This is a genomic window from Streptomyces sp. NPDC048484 (assembly GCF_040651415.1).
GTDB lineage: Bacteria > Actinomycetota > Actinomycetes > Streptomycetales > Streptomycetaceae > Streptomyces.
In genome coordinates this window covers 1-15056 of record NZ_JBEZJY010000039.1, presented here as the reverse complement: position 1 = coordinate 15056, position 15056 = coordinate 1, and the positions used below count along the sequence as shown (strand labels likewise).

The following is a 15056-nucleotide window of genomic DNA, read 5'->3' as shown; positions in this document are numbered from 1 at the left end:
ATTCGGCTGGTGTCGCTGTCCTGGACAGAAGACAGTTGCTGATCGCCGCTCGGCAAACGGCAGTTGCGTTATGGAGGAGTTGCTCCTCGTGCCACCGCTGAGGCCCCAGGCCCCAGGCCCCGGCGCTGGCGGTGGCCTTATGGCGCTGTCCCGATCATGGCGAGGACTTCCGCTGTGGGCCGCACGTCGCCGAAGGAGCGGTAGATCGTGGCGAGCGTGGCGTTGTGGTCCTGGTCGCGGCCGGTCGCATTGGCGTCGGCCACCATGACCACCCGGTATCCGAGCGTGAACGCGTCGCGGGCCGATGACTCGCAGCACACCTGGGTGACCGTGCCCGTGACCAGGACGGTGTCGATGCCGTGCTCTGCGAGGAGCGCAGGCAGCTGGCATCGGCCCGGAAAGAAGGCGCTCGGCGCGCTCTTCTCCACGAAGATGTCGCCGGCGAGGCCGGGCCACAGCCGACCGGGGAGCGGCCCGGTGCCGCCGGAGTTGCGGAACATCTCGGCTGCCTCGGGACCGTGGAATTCGTCTCCGACCGCAGTGCGCTCGGTGCGCGCGGGCAGCACCCAGGCGACGGCTCCGCCGGCCGACCGGAGCCGGTCGGCGAGGTGCCGGATGTTCGGCACGATGCCGCGAGCGTACGGGTTGGCTTCGACGAAGAACGGCACCATGTCGATGACCACGAGCGCGGTGCGGTCGGGCGTGATGCCCGGGTACGCGAAGCGGCGCCCGCGCCGTTCCTCCTGGCGGCGGTACTCCCTCTCCTCGATGCGCCACGCGTGGAGGCGCGTCTCGGTGTCCTGCACAGCGGTGTCCCTGTCAGTCGTCGTGGCTGTTCCGCCTGGTCCGTTTCCGTCGGATCCGACATCCATCTGACATCAGCCGTGATGTTCCGGTATGAAATTTGAGATCCCACACGATGATGTAGGGGCTCAGGATTCGTGTCGCGGTGCTGTGACCTGCGGCTTCTCGCGGTGCCTCAGGCCGTGGCCAGCCGTCCAGTCTCACGATCATGGCCGAACCCCGGGCTGTCTCCGAGGGAGCAGACCGGAGCAGGCCGCTGACCTGCGGTGTCTCACGAGTGGCCATCGGCCCTGAGATTCGGCCACGGGTCTTGATATGTAGGCTCGCTAACGGAGTGTCCCGTTCGGCCCTTGTGGCCTGCGCAATCCCGACCGTCTCATTTTGGGGACACGGTACTTCCGCCTCACGGTCTTGTCCCCTTACGGGCCGCTACTGCGTCCGTCGCGTCATCCGCACCCACGTGGTCCTGTTTCCGGTCCCGGTTCTGAGCCGTGCTGGGTCGTAGTCAGGCCCGGTGTCCGACGGCGCCCGACTCGACTCAGCGGTGTATGGGCCACCATCGTGGCCCATGCCCGCGGGTCTTCACCCACCGCAGTCGTAAGGAGTTCCGCCGTCCGGCGCACTCGGCGGCGGAGGCGCTTCGGGCAGCGGTGGCGGTGGGCCGCTCTGCCTCCGTACCGTGTCGGTCATGACCGGGTGAGCGAGATCGCCCGGTCACTTAACCGCCTGCAATGGCAGCCCACTGCAGCCCGGCAGCGGCGGCCGGTGGGCCGCCGCTGCTCGGGCGCAAGGGGGCAGTGTCGCTTCAGCACGGGCGAGTCGGGCTGCGACACCGCGCACGCGCACGCAGCCGACCGGCATGCCCTTTTGTGCTTCGAGGATCTCCGGGGCGTGCCCTTTTGAGGTCGTGTACGCGACACGGCGCGGGTGGGCTGCGCCTTGTGTGAGCTCGGGGCGGCGGGGGCGCGGTGGCCGGGTCTGCTGCACCGCTTGGTGTTCACAAGGGCGCGGGCTTTCAACGCGTTCACGCTTTCCCTCGCTCCGGGGGATGGGGGCGTCGTGGGTCACGCGGTGCACTGGACATCCCCACGGCAGTTGACGGCCGTGCAGCGGGGCGTGGTTGGAAAGACGCCTCGTACCCCAGATGACAGGGAGAGTCCGTCATGGCAGCCCCACCTGCTGCTCGACTGCTCGATGGGCTCGGCACCCTGGATGGCGCGCGGTCGCTGTCCGCGGATCGACTGCCGCAACTGGCAGCCGAGATCCGCGCGTACCTGGTCGACACCGCCGGGGAGATCGACGCCGCGTGGCTGGACGATGTGGCGACAGCGGGTGTCACCTCCGGTGCCTCCGAGCCCGGCGTACTCGTCGAACAGGTGCGGGACCGGCTTGCCGTCCACGGCTACCAGGACGTTGCGCTCCTCAACGTTGCGGATGAGAGCCGGCACTTCGCGCCACCCCGCGAACTGTGCCGAAACACGGCGAGGCGGCCATGACGCGCTCGGCCGACACGCGAGCACACGGGGGTGTCCCAGAAGACTACGGGGCGTATCCGAACGCGGCAGGAGTACAAGACCCGACCGATCTGGGCCAGAGCGTGGAGCGGGCCTGGGATTTCCTGTGCAGGGAGACAGGCAGTACCGGGATTCCCTCCGCGGTGCTTTCGCCGGACGCGGATTTCCGCGACACGGTGATCCCTGCTGAGGCCCGCCGTCACCTGCGGCGCGGTCTGAGCGCGGACCTGGGCTTCGCCCCCGACAACGAGGCGTTCACCGCGATGCTCGCACTGGCACATCTGCCCCGGCCGCTGCCCGAGCGTGCACGGCATCTTCCCGCGGTACTGGCCCGGCAGATCGAATCCGGCCGGTGGCACGACCGCTACCGGTTCTTTCCCGAGGCACGGCAGTTCGCCGCCGACACGGATTGCACGGCCGTCGCCACTGCCGCGCTCTACGAATGCCGCATGCTGCCCAGGACACGGCTGCGGCGCCATGCACGGGAACTGCGGCGCGCATATGCCCCGGCCCTCCCGCACGACCAGGCACTACGCCCCCTGGCTGTCATGGTGTATTGGGACGACGGCGCCGAGCACCAGGCACCACCTCGCGGGCACAAGCAGGACGCCGTCGTGTGCTGCAACGTCCTGTACACACTGCTCCTGGCCGACACGGAAACCGGTCACGAGACCGACTCGGTGGGCCGGGCCACCCTCGACCTGGTCCACGACCACCTCGCCTCGGGCCGCTACCTCAGCGGCACCCGCTATTACCCCTCCCCGTACGCCTTCCTGCACACGGCGTCCCGGCTGTGCCGACTGTCCCCTGCCTGCGCGGAACGCCTCGGAACACGGCTGAACCATGCCTGCGACACGGCGGATTCCCCTCGCACCCCCCTCGACCTCGCCCTCCTGATCACCACTGCAGAAAACCTGGGACAGACGCAGCGCCAGGGCCGGCGCCTCAACGACCTGGCCGCCCTGCAGCTGCCCGACGGGTCCTGGCCGGCACAGCCTTACTTCCGGCTCGGCCGCAGACCCCTCTACTTCGGGTCCACCCACCTGACGACCCTCTTCGCCCTGTGCGCCCTGCACCCATAGGAAGGAGGCAACGGAAGGACAGGATCGGCGCCGTATAGCGATCGCGGAAGCGCAGCAGTCGGACGGCCCTGGTCGCGGAAGGATCCACTCACAAAGGAGGCGGCCTGTGCCGAGCGACGGATCGAAGGCGTGGTCATGCGGTCACGTCCTACCTTCAACAGAAGGACGCATGGTGATGAACGGGACGTCTGTCAGGGACGGCGCGGAGAGGGGAGAAGCGCGGCTAAGGCTGTGGTGTCCGATCCCGGTGGAGACCCACCCTGACTCCAATGTGGTTCACGAGCGCGCGGCGGCCTGGTTGGACCGCTACAAGCTCGGCGATCCCCAAGAGATGGCACGGATCGAGGTCGGCTTGATGGTCGGGATGTGCTATCCGGATGCGGCGCTGGAACGGCTGCAGGTCGCCGCCGACCTTATCTACTGGGGGTTCTCCATCGACGGCCAGGTCGATCTGCCCTACCAAGCCGAAAGGCTACGCTCGATGTACTGCCGCCAGGGAGCGGTCCAGAGGTTGCTGGACGCCCCAGCCTCCCCACCGCTGGATGACGACCCGCTCGCCGTCGCCGGCGCGGACTTGCTCGCACGTCTCGCGGTGCTCGCCACCCCCGCCCAGTTGGCGCGGATCTCGAGCGCCTGGCGCTCCTATTGGAACGGCGAACTCTGGGCGATGGCCAGGAGAGCCGACACACCGCCGCCTGGCCTGAACGAAGCCATCGCCATCCGCCTGACCTCGATCGGTTGCCAGGTCAGCTTCGCCTACGCCGAGATCGCCCATGACTACCGACTCACGGACGACCAGCTCGCCGACCCGGCCGTGCGCGCCCTAACCGAGATGGCCCTGCTTCTCACCGGCTGGGACAACGACATCTTCTCTTTCGCCAAGGAGTTGGCCCACGGTGTCGCTGAGACCGGACTGGTCGTCCAACTGGCGCACCGCCATAACGGCGACCTTGAGAAAGCACTGCCCCAGGCGATCAAGTGGCGTAATCGGGTGATGGCTCTCTTTGTGGCTCTACGGGTACAAGTCAGCCGACGAGCCCCGGACGCACTGTGCCGCTACCTGGTCGACCTGGGACGGATGATCTCCGGATTCACGCACTGGTGGGGCACCAGCGCCCGCTACAAGCTGCAGGGACTGGACGAGCAGCACGTCGCGCTCCTCGCCCGGGTCACTGTCGGCCCCGACGGCAACGGACCAGACCCGGGACCAGCGCTGCCCATCCCCACCATCGCGTGGTGGTGGGACCAGCTTGACCACCGCGCGAAGGAGCAGCAGTGAACAGTCCCGACGCCTGGGCCGACGCGGCCGGGCAGGCACGACCGGCCCTGACCGCGGCGGTGGACTACACCCTGCGCACAACACAAACGCCTCGGCCGTGGCATCGAGCTCGCCACCCTCGCCGAGGAGCTGAAGACCGGCGACGTCTGCCTGGAGTTCCTCACCGGAGCCCCTAGGAAGGAGACAGCAGATGGCCGAGGACCCTCTGGCTCCTTACCGCGCCCAGCTGACCGACCCACGACACGAAACCCTCGCCGAGCAACTGCTCACATGGTCCCTGCGACACTGCTCCTGCCACCGAGGCGTCAGCTCGCACGCCTCGGGAGCGTTCTGGGCCGCATCGTTCGAACGTCACTGCGCACCGGCAGATACAGCTGCCTGGGAAAGCCTGCTGGGCGCCAAGTACATCGTCTTCTTCTGGTGCCAGGACGACGGCTCACGCAGCGAACTGGTGGCTCTTGCCGACCAACTCCGCTCCCGGCACCCCATCCGCGCGGGTGAACTGGGAATCTTCTACGAGGCCCTCCTGAGCGATATGCGAGCTCACGGCCTTGAAACCGCACGGGTTGAGGCGGGCATCGCCGACACATGTGCTGCCGAGGTCGCCGAACCGCACCAGGACATACGGACGATGACACCGGAGCAGTTTCACACCCAACGGCTGGCCACCATCGCTACCACCCCGTACATCGACTGCCGCAGGGCCGCCCGTGGTCTGCCAGCCCCGGACGAAGAGCACCGAGTCGAACAGGCCGTCGAGGCCGTATACATCGCCAACGATCTGGCGTCGCTGGACAAGGAGATCGCAGCCGGCCCGACCGAACCGGTCACGTCCAACTTCGTACGCTTCCACGCGGCCCGCACCGGCCAGAACCTGAGTACGGCGATCACACACGCCACCCACCGCTACAACCACCTCGTCACAGCACTGCGGAACGCACCTCCCGGCCCACTCACCACCATCCTGGCCAGCATCGTGGACGGCAGTCTCCAGTGCCAGATCGGCCTCTCCACCACGCGCTACCCCGGCTCGGCACACCGCCTCAGCCTCCTGCGGCTGGTGAGCGCATTAGTGTGACGGCGAACAGCTGATGATCAAGGGCCTGCTGAGGGTCTGTAAAAACGTTCGGTGTAACTCCCGATCATGGAAGATGCATCGATGACCAGTGAGAACGTGTCCGAGTCCGAAGCCGTCGAACCCACGCAAGCGGTGCCGGCGAAGGCCGTGGACGCCCAGCTGATCGACGAGCTGGTGGGCCGCGCCCAGGCCGAGGGCCTCCAACTGACGGGCAGGGGCGGGCTGCTGCAGCAGCTGACAAGCGGCTGCTGGAGTCCGCCCTGGAGGGTGAGATCAGCGACCACCTCGGCTATGACAAGCACGATGCGGCCGGCAAGAACACAGCGGCAACCCCCGCAACGGCACACGCTCCCAAACCGTGCTGACCGACGTGGCCCGGCGCCAAGGTGGTGGCCCCGCGAGAGGGGCCACCACCCGTCGTCACCGGGCGAGTTCGACTGTGATCGGCTCGTTCGCGCAGGAGGAGGCAAGGCGGGTGAGAACCTCCTTCTCACGGCTGTCGGCAGCCAGGCCCCAGCGCGTCTTCACGGTGGCCCAGTCGGTGATGTAGGTGCAGATGTAGCCCTTGACTGGCAGCCAATCCGCAGGGTCCTTGTCAGACTTCTGCCGGTTGGACCTGGCGGTGACCGCGATCAGGCTGCGCGGATCATCCAGGTCGTTCGCGTACCCCTGGCGCTCTGCTGCCGTCCACGCCGAGGCACCGCTGTCCCACGCTTCGGCAAGCGGAACCATATGGTCCACATCGAGGCCCGCCGCGTCCTCAGCCGTCACCTGGTCGTACAGCGAGAACCAGACCCCGCCGGTGAGCGAACAACGCGGGCCCACCTCTGGCGCGACCACGGCTTCGGTCAAAATGGTCTCCTTCCTTGTGTTGCATCCGTTCGCATCAGCGTCGATCCAGTGCCGGAACTTGGAGCGCTCGTAGCCGGCTCGGCTCTCATCCGCGACAGGCAGTGCGTCGACCGCCGCGTACAGGGTCGTGGTGACGGTCTCACCCGGGGCACCCGGCGCAGCCGCGGAGCTGGCCTGGGCGGGAACCGTGGACAAGGCAACAACCGCTACGGCGCTCAGCACAGCAGCCAGAAGGGGACGCACGTACACGAAGATCATCTCCATGGAAGCGGGAAACGGCGATCAACGTAAGAACGATCAGTTCTCGTTCCCGGACACGCCGCCCCTGCTCCTCAGTTCGTAGAGGCACCCCTTGTGCCTCACGTGCATCAAAAGCTGCCGACACGCTAAGGTCCTTACGCACCACGGACGTTGTGCTCTATCCCGGTCTGAGTGTGCAGATAACGCGGGTGTCGCAGCCGTCCGTGGCGTTCAGGCCCCGGTTCCAGTGTTTGTACAGGTTCCGCTTATAGCCCGCGCGGTGCTCCTCCGCGACCGGGATCCGGTCGATGGCCTCGAACAACGGCAACCGCTCCCGCACTGCGGTCATGCCAGCGGCTCCGACCGCGGTCTGGGTGGTGGCCAGCCCCTCCGCGGTCGTCGTGTGAGCGGTGGCCGGGACCGTGGTGGTGAGGAGGGGCAAGGCGGCAAGGGCGAGCACGGGCAGGCCGTACCGCATCAGGTTCTTGATCACGTCCCGTGTTCTAGCCGGAGTTCCCCCGTCGGCCTTCGTATTTTCCCTACGGGTACCCCACATGGCCCAGGAAAGATCGTTCCTGCGTGCCCCTTGAGGGTGACCGCGGCCGGACCGAGCCTGCCTCCAGGCCCGCCGGGACAGGCTTGGCCGGTACGCACACCCGCACAAGGGAGCTCTGCATGCGTCTTCGCACCACCGTGGCCGCCGCCCTCGGCGCACTCGCCCTCGTCCTTGCCGTGCCGACGTCCGCGAGCGCCGCGACCGGCGACTTTTCCTACTCGTTCGTCGGCTTGAACGGGGAACCCCAGTCGGTCACCCTCCACGACCCGGTCAGTCCCGGCTGCACCACGCTCGCCGAGGTGGCCGACCCCGGCGCTTCCGAGCCCGCCTTCGCGCCGCAGAACGGCACGGACGAATGGGTGATGGTGTTCACCGAGCCCGACTGCACGGGCGACTCCTGGACCCTGCGCCCGCACGGCAACCCCACCACCGACAGGCTCAAGCTGCGCTCGGTGTTCTTCACCGGCAGGCACTAGCCGTAGGCGCGGTGCCTTGGACCGAGCCATAGACGCAGGCCCCTCTGCCAGGCTGTTAAGTCGGCCCGGCATAGGGGCTGTTGACGTCCTGTCGTACTGCGTCTGGCGTGTGGTGGGTTGCCGATCAGCACGGTTGCCAGGTCGTTGGAGACCGTCTGTGGCCAGCTTTCTCAACTGGCCTGGCTTTCGTGGCTCGTTCGCGGTGGGGCAGAAGCGCCAGGCCAGGAGCAATAGCGCGCCCCTGAAGGTGGCGAATGTTGCCGCTCAGCACCTGACGCGATGAGATTCTGCCAGCACGGACAAGTGCGGGTGAGGATTCGACGGCTTGAAGCTGTGGCCGACGTCATTACCCGCCGGCTCCTTGTTGGGATCCTTCTCATTTGCGGGGGCTGCGCGGTGCGCCACGGTGGCTGCGACCCGGGCCCAGGAGAACAACCAGAGGGGCGGCGGGGCCGGACCCGGACCGGCCTCGTGCCATGCGGAGTCGGCGCGACAACTACCTGCGCTACGCCCTGTCTTGGTGCTACCCCTGTTGTGCCCGACAGGGGCGGCGATGCCGCGTTATCCACAGGCACGCACGTTCCCCAACTCCTCGCCTTACGGTGACGTCCCTGTGGATCACAAGGGGGCGTTATGCACAGGTGCGGCACGGTGTTCGAGGAGCTTGCCGTCGAGGTGATGGCCGAGCTGCCGACCGACGAGGCGCGGCACGAAGTCCTCGTGCTCGTCGGCGTCGTACGACGGGACCCGTACGCCTTCCCGGACGTGCGGGACGCGGGCTCAGTTGAGGAGATCCGGGAGGCGTTCGGCTCGCGGTGCTGGATCCAATACATGCCGCACGCGGGCGCGATCGAGGTCCGCGAGATCGGCTGGGCTGGGTGACCGGATCCGAACCGGCGTCCTCGCGATTGTGGAGACCGCGCGCGTCGACCACTGCGCCCGCCCGCCGGGATCGTAGCCGTGCAGCTGCCTACTTGGACTCGTCGGTGTTCGGGCATCCTCAGCGGTCTATGGGCTGCACTGCGTCCAGAGGGATGGCGTCCGTCGGGCTCCGGTAGCTCCCGACGCCGAAGGCACGGAACGGGGCCGACCAGTTCAGTGAGCCGCCGTCCTCCCCATCCTGTCTCAACCCTCCTTCACATCACCCGCCCCGGGCCGACCACCCAGACAGATCCGAACCCCAGGAACCCTGCGTGCTCGGGTCCGACCCGCAGCGCCGCACCTTATTCCCGGCGGGCATCACGATGACCTTGCTGCGGGCGCGGAGGGTACACCCGCAGCTTCGCTGGCTCTGGATCGTCACCTGAACCGCCCCGGCCGGTGGGCCCGAGCGGGGCCCGCCAGGGCGTGTGCGCGGTGCACGATCAGGTTGACCGAGCCGCGGTCACGCTCGATGTGCCCCTCCAGCAGTACCGCAGGGGCGCCGAGGATCATCTCGCGCGTGCGTTCCCAGACGGGGGGCGAGAAGATCAGGTTGATCATGCCGGTCTCGTCCTCCAGGGCGCCGAATGCCACTCCCTTGGCCGTCGGGGGCCGTTGGATGTACTTGGCCAGTCCGCCGACCCGTACCCGGCTCTGGTCGGCCATGTCGCGGGCCTCGCGTGCGGGCAGCGCCCCGTGGAAGGCCAGCAGGGTGCGGAGGTGCTGCGCGGGGTGGGCGGTGGCGCTGGCGCCGGAGGCGTCGAGGTCGGCGGCGGTGGCCTCGGCCGCGGTCATGACCGGCAGCTCCGGCGCGGGTGCCAGGTCACCCAAGCCGGGAAGGGCGTCTTGGGTCTCGCCGGTGTAGGCGCCGGCCGACCAGAGCGCGGTACGCCGGTCAACGCCGAGGCCATCGAAGGCCCCGGCGGTGGCCAGCTGCTCCATCAGCTTCGCCGACAGCCGTGTGCGGCGGGCGACGTCGGCCACCGAGCGGAAGCCCATGGCGGCGCGTGCGGTCAGGATCCGCTCGGCGATCACCTCGCTGACCCCGGACACGGAGGTCAGTCCGCGGCGGATCGCCGGCCGCCGCTCCGCCTGATCGGCGTGCGGCTCCAGTGTGGCGTGCGCGGCGGAGCGCTGGATGTCGACGCTGCGGACCTCAATGCCATGCGCCTTGGCGTCCTGGATGAGGGTCTGGGAGTCGTAGAAACCCATCGGGAGATGCGCCATAATTCCCGCCAGCATTGCGTGCGGAAAGTGGTGCTTTACCCAGGCGCTGGCGTAAATAATGCCCGCCATCGACTGCGCGTGAGATTGCGGAAATCCATAATCCGAAAAGGCTTCAATCATGCCCACAATGCGCTCGGCGGCAGCACGGTCGATACCCTTGCCGGCCATACCGGCAAGCAGTCGCCCACGCAGCTGTGCCACCCTTTCCGGGGAGTGCTTGGCGGCCATCGACTTACGGAGGCGGTCCGCCTCGCCCGGGGTGAAACCTGCACAGTCGATAGCCAGAGCCATCGCCTGCTCCTGCCACAACGCCACTCCCAGCGTTTTAGAAAGCGCCGGCTCGGCCAGCGGGTGCGGATAGGTTACCGGCTCCAGACCGGCCCGCCGCCGCAGATACGGATGTTTTGACCCCGCCTGAATAGGTCCCGGTCTGATGATCGAGGCGGCCACTGCGAGATCCTCGAAACGCCGTGGCTGCAGCTGCGGCAACGTCGAGACCTGGGCCCTCGACTCGGCCTGGAAAACGCCAATCGTCCGGCCTGCGGCAATCATGGCGTACACGTCCGGATCATCCTGCGGAATCGTAGCCATGTCCAAGATGATTCCGTGGTGTTCGGCAATCAGATCGCACGCGGTGTGCAAGGCGGCCAACATGCCCAGCCCCAGGATGTCTATTTTCAGGAGTTGAGCGGCGGCCACATCGTCTTTATCCCCTTGCAGTACCGAGCGGCCTTCTCGGGTGGCCCACTCGACTGGCATGATTTCCCCGATCGGCTGGCGGGTCAGCACCATCCCGCCGACATGGATACCCAAATGCCGTGGAAGCGTATGGAGCTGTCCGGCGAGGGAACGTACGTCGTCGGGGATGCCGGCCTCGGGGCCGGGTGGATCGTGGTGAATATGGCGGGTCATCTCGCTGATCCGGGCCATCGGATAGCCGAGCGCGCGCGCTGAATCCCGCACACTCAGCCGGGGTTGGTAGGTGATGAGGTTCGCCACCTGGGCGCAGCGCGACCTACCGTATTTGGCGTACAGGTATTGGATCACTTCCTCGCGGCGGTCGTTCTCGAAATCGATGTCGATGTCTGGGTCGGTCTTTTCGGTGTGCAGGAATCTTTCGAAGAGCAGGCCGTGTTTGAGTGCGTCGACAGAGGTGATCCCGAGGGCGTAGCAGACCACGGAGGACGCGGCGCTGCCGCGGCCCTGGCACCAGATCCCCTGCTCGGTCGCGAACCTCGTGATGTCCCAGCAGATCAAGAAGTAGCCCGGCATGCCCATATCGATAATCACGGACAGCTCGTATTCGAGCTGTTTCCACGCCGCCCCGGCTGCCGGGTCGGTGCGCGGCCCGTAGCGGCGGGTACAGCCTTCTTCGGCAAGGCGGCGCAGATAGCTGTCGGGGGTGTGGCCGGCGGGCACGTCGAAGTCCGGCAGCTGCGGGCGCAGTTTCCTCAAGTCGATCACGCTGCTGCGGGCGAGGTCGACGGCGGACGCGACGGCTTGCGGGTAGCGGGACATGAGGATGCGCATCTCCTCGGCGGTGCGCAGGTGCGCCGTCGGGGCCGGCGGCAGCTCCCCGATCGCGGTGTCGAGGTTCTTGCGGCGATGCAGCGCGGTCAGCGCCGCGGCCAGCCGCGCGTTGCGCGGGGCTGCGTAGCGGACCGCGTTCGTGGCCACCACCGGCAGCCGCCATCGCTCTGCCGCCGCGTGCACGGCGGCGTTGCGCGGTCCGTCTTCAGGCAGGCGGTGATCGACGAGTTCGGCGTGCAGATGGGTGCGGCCGAAGAGCTCGGCCAGCCGGTCCATCCGCGTGTGGATGGCGTCGCTGTCGTACGCGGCATTACCGACCACGGGGCAGCCGGTGAGGATCGCCCACTCTCCCTCGTATGCGGCAGCCGACAGCGCGTCGAGGTCGTAGACGGGGGCGCCTTTGGCTCCGGCCAGTTGCCCGGCGCTGATCGCCGCGGACAGCCGGGTGAAGCCCACCAGGCTGCCGGCGATCACCACGATCGACCCGAGGCCCTGGTCCAGGGTGAGTTCGGCGCCGTAGATGGTGCCGAGGCCGCACTCGCTCGCGGCCTCCGCCAGACGTCTCGCGCCGTAGAGCCCGTTGGTGTCGGTGATCGCCAGGGCCTCGATACCGAGGCGGTCGGCCTCGGCGACCAGCGCCTCCACATGGCTGGCGCCGAAGAGGAACGAGCTGGCGGAGTGCACATGCAACTCCGCCCAGGCGCCGCCGGGCGCCGGCGAGGCGCGCGTACGGGGGAAGTGCAGCACCTTCCCGCGGCCGTGGTCAGCCATAGAGCGCCTCCACCGCCCACCGGCCGTCTTGGATGTGCAGCAGCCAGGCGCGACCGTCCGCGCACGCGACCTGCAACCGCGCCAGACGGCGGGCCCGGGCGGGGATCCACCAGTCCTCCAGCACCGGCCACGGCCCCGTCCACCCCGTCACCGCCACCGGCGCGCCGCCGTCGACGGACAGGGCGGCCGGGGCCTGGGTGAGCAGGGTGCGTCCGCTCACCCCGACCGGGCCGCCATCCGCCCCGAGAAGCAGGACGGGGCGCGCAGTGGGGTAGACGACGGCCGGGTGCGGGGCCGGCAGCCGGCCCGGCCACGTCCCCTCCACCAGCGGGCGCGAGCGCGCATCGCCGTACGGGATGTCCACGATCCGCTCGCCCGGCCCGCGGCCTCCGGCGAGTTCTGGGCGCACCACCGCGCGGTGGCCGAGCATCGCCTGCAGTTGCCCCGCGGCGTGCTCCAGTTCCTCCGGCGCGATCCGCGGCCCGAACAACAACGACTGCCGGCCGGTCGCCGCCGACAGCCCCTCCGGGACCAGCCGAAGCGCGGTGATCCCCGCCGCGGCGGCATCGAGCTGCCCGGACTCGGCCCAGGCGGCGATCTGCCAGCGCACCCGCTCGGCCACCGCCAGCGCAGAGAGCCGGCCCTCGTGCCGCCACAGCCGCGACAAGCGCAGCCCGCTCGCGAGCCCCACCTCGACCTGCAGCCTGGCGCACACCGCACCGGCCCGCGCGAGGCGGGCGTGAAGCCGTTCGGCGAGGGCCTTGGCGACGAACGCGACCGGCTCGAGATTGTCCTCGGCCGGCTCGAACGCCTTACCCACGCTGTAGTCTGCTTCCGCCCCGGACATGTTGAGCGGCCGGGCCTCCAGGCCGCGGGCGGTGCGCTGGGCCGCGGCGCCGTCGTGCCCGAACCGGGCCAGCACCGGCTCGCCCGGCAGCGCCGCGAACGCCCCCAAGGTCGTGATACCCAGACGGGGCAGCAGCTGAGACAGCCGCGGGCGGCCCAGCACCCCCACGGGATACGGGGCCAGAAAGGCCGCGCTCTGCCCGGCCGGCACCAGCTGGCCGACCTGCCCGGCTCGTACCGCCAGGGCGGCGGCGAACACGGTGTCCGCCGCTCCGGTACGCGATTCGATCCCGGTACCGGTGAGCACGGTGGTGATGTGCCCCACGAGGGCGGGCTCGCCGCCGAAGTACCGGGCGGGTCCGCGGGAGGGCAGGGCGATGAGGCCGGGCCGCAGGACTTCCATGTGCGGAGCGACGCGCTTCTCCAGCAGCCGCAGCACCGGCTCGAACGCCCGCGTCTCCGCTTCGAGGTCCCGGTCCAGGAGCTTGAGATGGGGGCAGCGTCCGGATGCCTGGCGTACCCGCATCCCGCGCTTCACGCCCCGCCTGCGGGCCTCCTTCGAACAGGCCAGCACCCGCTCCCGCGCGATGATCGCCACCGGCTCGGCGTGATCCGCACCCGCGGCCACCACCGGCCAGTCCATCATCCAGATCGCCAGGACACGCACGGCCGGCTCACCCCGCAGTCACGGGCCGCAGCGGCACCACATCCGAGTCCGCGGCGACGGACGGCTCAGTGATCAGCTGCACCGAGCCGTCCGGGCCGGGCAGCCACACCGCGGCATGCCGCGGCTGCGTCGCCGCACCCCGACCGGCAACCACCAGGCGGACGCGGCGGCCGGTCAGCAGACCGAAGCCGTCCCCGAGCCCGTCCCAGCGGGCCTCGGTCACCCACAGGCGCAGCTGTGCTTCCGGCCAGTCCTGCCAGGTCAGCAACGTCGCACCGGAGCGCCGCAGACGTGCGGCGATGCGGCGGCTGGTCCGTACGCCAACCTGTCCGACCGGGCCGAGCAGGACCACCGGTGCCGCCTCGCACACCGTCGCCAGCACCTCGGGCCAGCGCCGCCCCGGCTCCGGTACGGCCAGCCCGCACGCCAGGTCCAGACCGGCATCCGCCGCAGCCAGTCCGCCGAGCTGCGGCAAGCCGACCGCTGCCCAGGCGCCGCCGTCGCCGGCCGCCTCGGCGGCCAACGCGATCAGCAGGGGCAGGTCGCCTCCAGCGCTCACCACCGCGCCCCGGGGCAGCTTCCCGCCCGGAAGCAGGCTGGAGAGCACGCCGGACTCGACCCCGGTCGCCTCCGGAGCCTCTCGCTCACCAGGCGAAACACCGTGCATGAACACATGTTCGATTCCTTGTGCGGGAAATGCAAGCGGGCGAATGCCACGCCACGCGCACGAGCTGCCGTGACCGGCTGCGGTTGACGCTCCGGCGAAAGGAGCGGCAGTCGTGAACGGCCTCACTCGCAGCGCCGAACCGGCCCCGGTCTAACGCAGCTAACGCGAAGCGGCGGCGCACAGGATGGCCATCACGCTCGCGCCTGACCCGCAACGCCGCACGTGACGGTCCGCGGCTAGCCTCCAGGCATGACTCACGCGCGGATGGGATTGGCGGAGCTGATAACCGACCCCCACGACTGTGACCACCACTCGTGCCGGCATACCGCTGTGCTGTGGTTCGAGCCCAGCGCCGGCCCCGATGACGGCCGCCGCTTCTACGCCTGCGATGGTCACGCAGGGCTCTTCGCCCGGAGCGTGGCTCTGGCGTCAGCCGCGGGCGGAAAGGTCGTCTGAGAGACATCTCTGGGTCCTAAGAAGTCAAGCCGCGGCCGTCAGTGGTGACGTGCGAGGGGAGGTGAAGGCACGGTGTTCGTCGAAGTGGAG

At 69.0% G+C, this 15056-nt stretch carries 12 protein-coding genes, 1 tRNA gene and 1 pseudogene; 7 read left to right on the top strand and 7 right to left on the bottom strand.

Going from position 1 to position 15056, the window contains the following annotated elements; translation table 11 throughout:
• Positions 1–137 precede the first annotated feature (137 nt).
• Positions 138–806 carry an isochorismatase family cysteine hydrolase gene (locus AB0D14_RS32530; protein ID WP_362786292.1) on the bottom strand — a complete coding sequence of 223 codons (669 nt, stop codon included), beginning with the start codon at positions 804–806 and terminating at the stop codon, positions 138–140.
• Positions 807–1967: 1161 nt separating this feature from the next.
• Here AB0D14_RS32530 and AB0D14_RS32525 point away from each other — a divergent pair.
• The 5 genes and pseudogenes from AB0D14_RS32525 to AB0D14_RS32505 all read left to right on the top strand — a co-directional run.
• Positions 1968–2300: a hypothetical protein gene (locus AB0D14_RS32525; protein WP_362786291.1), complete on the top strand. Its 333-nt coding sequence runs from the start codon at positions 1968–1970 to the stop codon at positions 2298–2300.
• A 161-nt stretch (positions 2301–2461) separates the two neighbouring features.
• Positions 2462–3400: a hypothetical protein gene (locus tag AB0D14_RS32520; protein WP_362786289.1), complete on the top strand. Its 939-nt coding sequence runs from the start codon at positions 2462–2464 to the stop codon at positions 3398–3400.
• Between the two features lie 247 nt (positions 3401–3647).
• Positions 3648–4679, top strand: a complete 1032-nt coding sequence (locus AB0D14_RS32515; protein ID WP_362786287.1) for a hypothetical protein — start codon at positions 3648–3650, stop codon at positions 4677–4679.
• A 190-nt stretch (positions 4680–4869) separates the two neighbouring features.
• Positions 4870–5757 carry a terpene synthase family protein gene (locus AB0D14_RS32510; protein WP_362786286.1) on the top strand — a complete coding sequence of 296 codons (888 nt, stop codon included), beginning with the start codon at positions 4870–4872 and terminating at the stop codon, positions 5755–5757.
• A gap of 81 nt (positions 5758–5838) precedes the next feature.
• Positions 5839–6130: pseudogene (locus AB0D14_RS32505) on the top strand (transposase); the annotation flags it as partial.
• Between the two features lie 47 nt (positions 6131–6177).
• On the opposite strand, the gene AB0D14_RS32500 reads toward AB0D14_RS32505, so the two are convergent.
• Both AB0D14_RS32500 and AB0D14_RS32495 read right to left on the bottom strand, forming a co-directional pair.
• A complete protein-coding gene (locus AB0D14_RS32500) occupies positions 6178–6867 on the bottom strand; it encodes an HNH endonuclease family protein (RefSeq protein ID WP_362786431.1) in 690 nt (229 codons plus the stop codon).
• A gap of 160 nt (positions 6868–7027) precedes the next feature.
• Positions 7028–7342 carry a hypothetical protein gene (locus AB0D14_RS32495; protein ID WP_362786284.1) on the bottom strand — a complete coding sequence of 105 codons (315 nt, stop codon included), beginning with the start codon at positions 7340–7342 and terminating at the stop codon, positions 7028–7030.
• 182 nt (positions 7343–7524) lie between these two features.
• Here AB0D14_RS32495 and AB0D14_RS32490 point away from each other — a divergent pair, with 182 nt between their 5' ends.
• Positions 7525–7881, top strand: coding sequence for a hypothetical protein (locus AB0D14_RS32490; protein WP_362786283.1), 357 nt, complete (start codon positions 7525–7527; stop codon positions 7879–7881).
• A gap of 633 nt (positions 7882–8514) precedes the next feature.
• Entirely contained in the window at positions 8515–8763 is a 249-nt protein-coding gene (locus AB0D14_RS32485) for a hypothetical protein (protein WP_362786281.1), read from the top strand.
• On the opposite strand, the gene AB0D14_RS32480 is transcribed toward AB0D14_RS32485, so the two are convergent.
• From AB0D14_RS32480 to AB0D14_RS32465, 4 genes are all read right to left on the bottom strand, one after another.
• Positions 8754–8828: transfer RNA gene (locus tag AB0D14_RS32480), tRNA-Trp, on the bottom strand. The two genes, AB0D14_RS32485 and AB0D14_RS32480, sit on opposite strands and share 10 nt — an antisense overlap.
• A gap of 352 nt (positions 8829–9180) precedes the next feature.
• Complete coding sequence (locus AB0D14_RS32475; protein WP_362786280.1) at positions 9181–12330, bottom strand: error-prone DNA polymerase; 3150 nt, start codon at positions 12328–12330, stop codon at positions 9181–9183.
• Complete coding sequence (locus AB0D14_RS32470; protein WP_362786278.1) at positions 12323–13843, bottom strand: DNA polymerase Y family protein; 1521 nt, start codon at positions 13841–13843, stop codon at positions 12323–12325. Before AB0D14_RS32470 ends, AB0D14_RS32475 begins: the two co-directional genes overlap by 8 nt.
• Before the next feature lie 7 nt (positions 13844–13850).
• The gene (locus AB0D14_RS32465; protein ID WP_362786277.1) at positions 13851–14510 is read right to left on the bottom strand and encodes a hypothetical protein; all 660 of its coding nucleotides are present in this window, start codon (positions 14508–14510) and stop codon (positions 13851–13853) included.
• Positions 14511–15056: the final 546 nt, after the last annotated feature.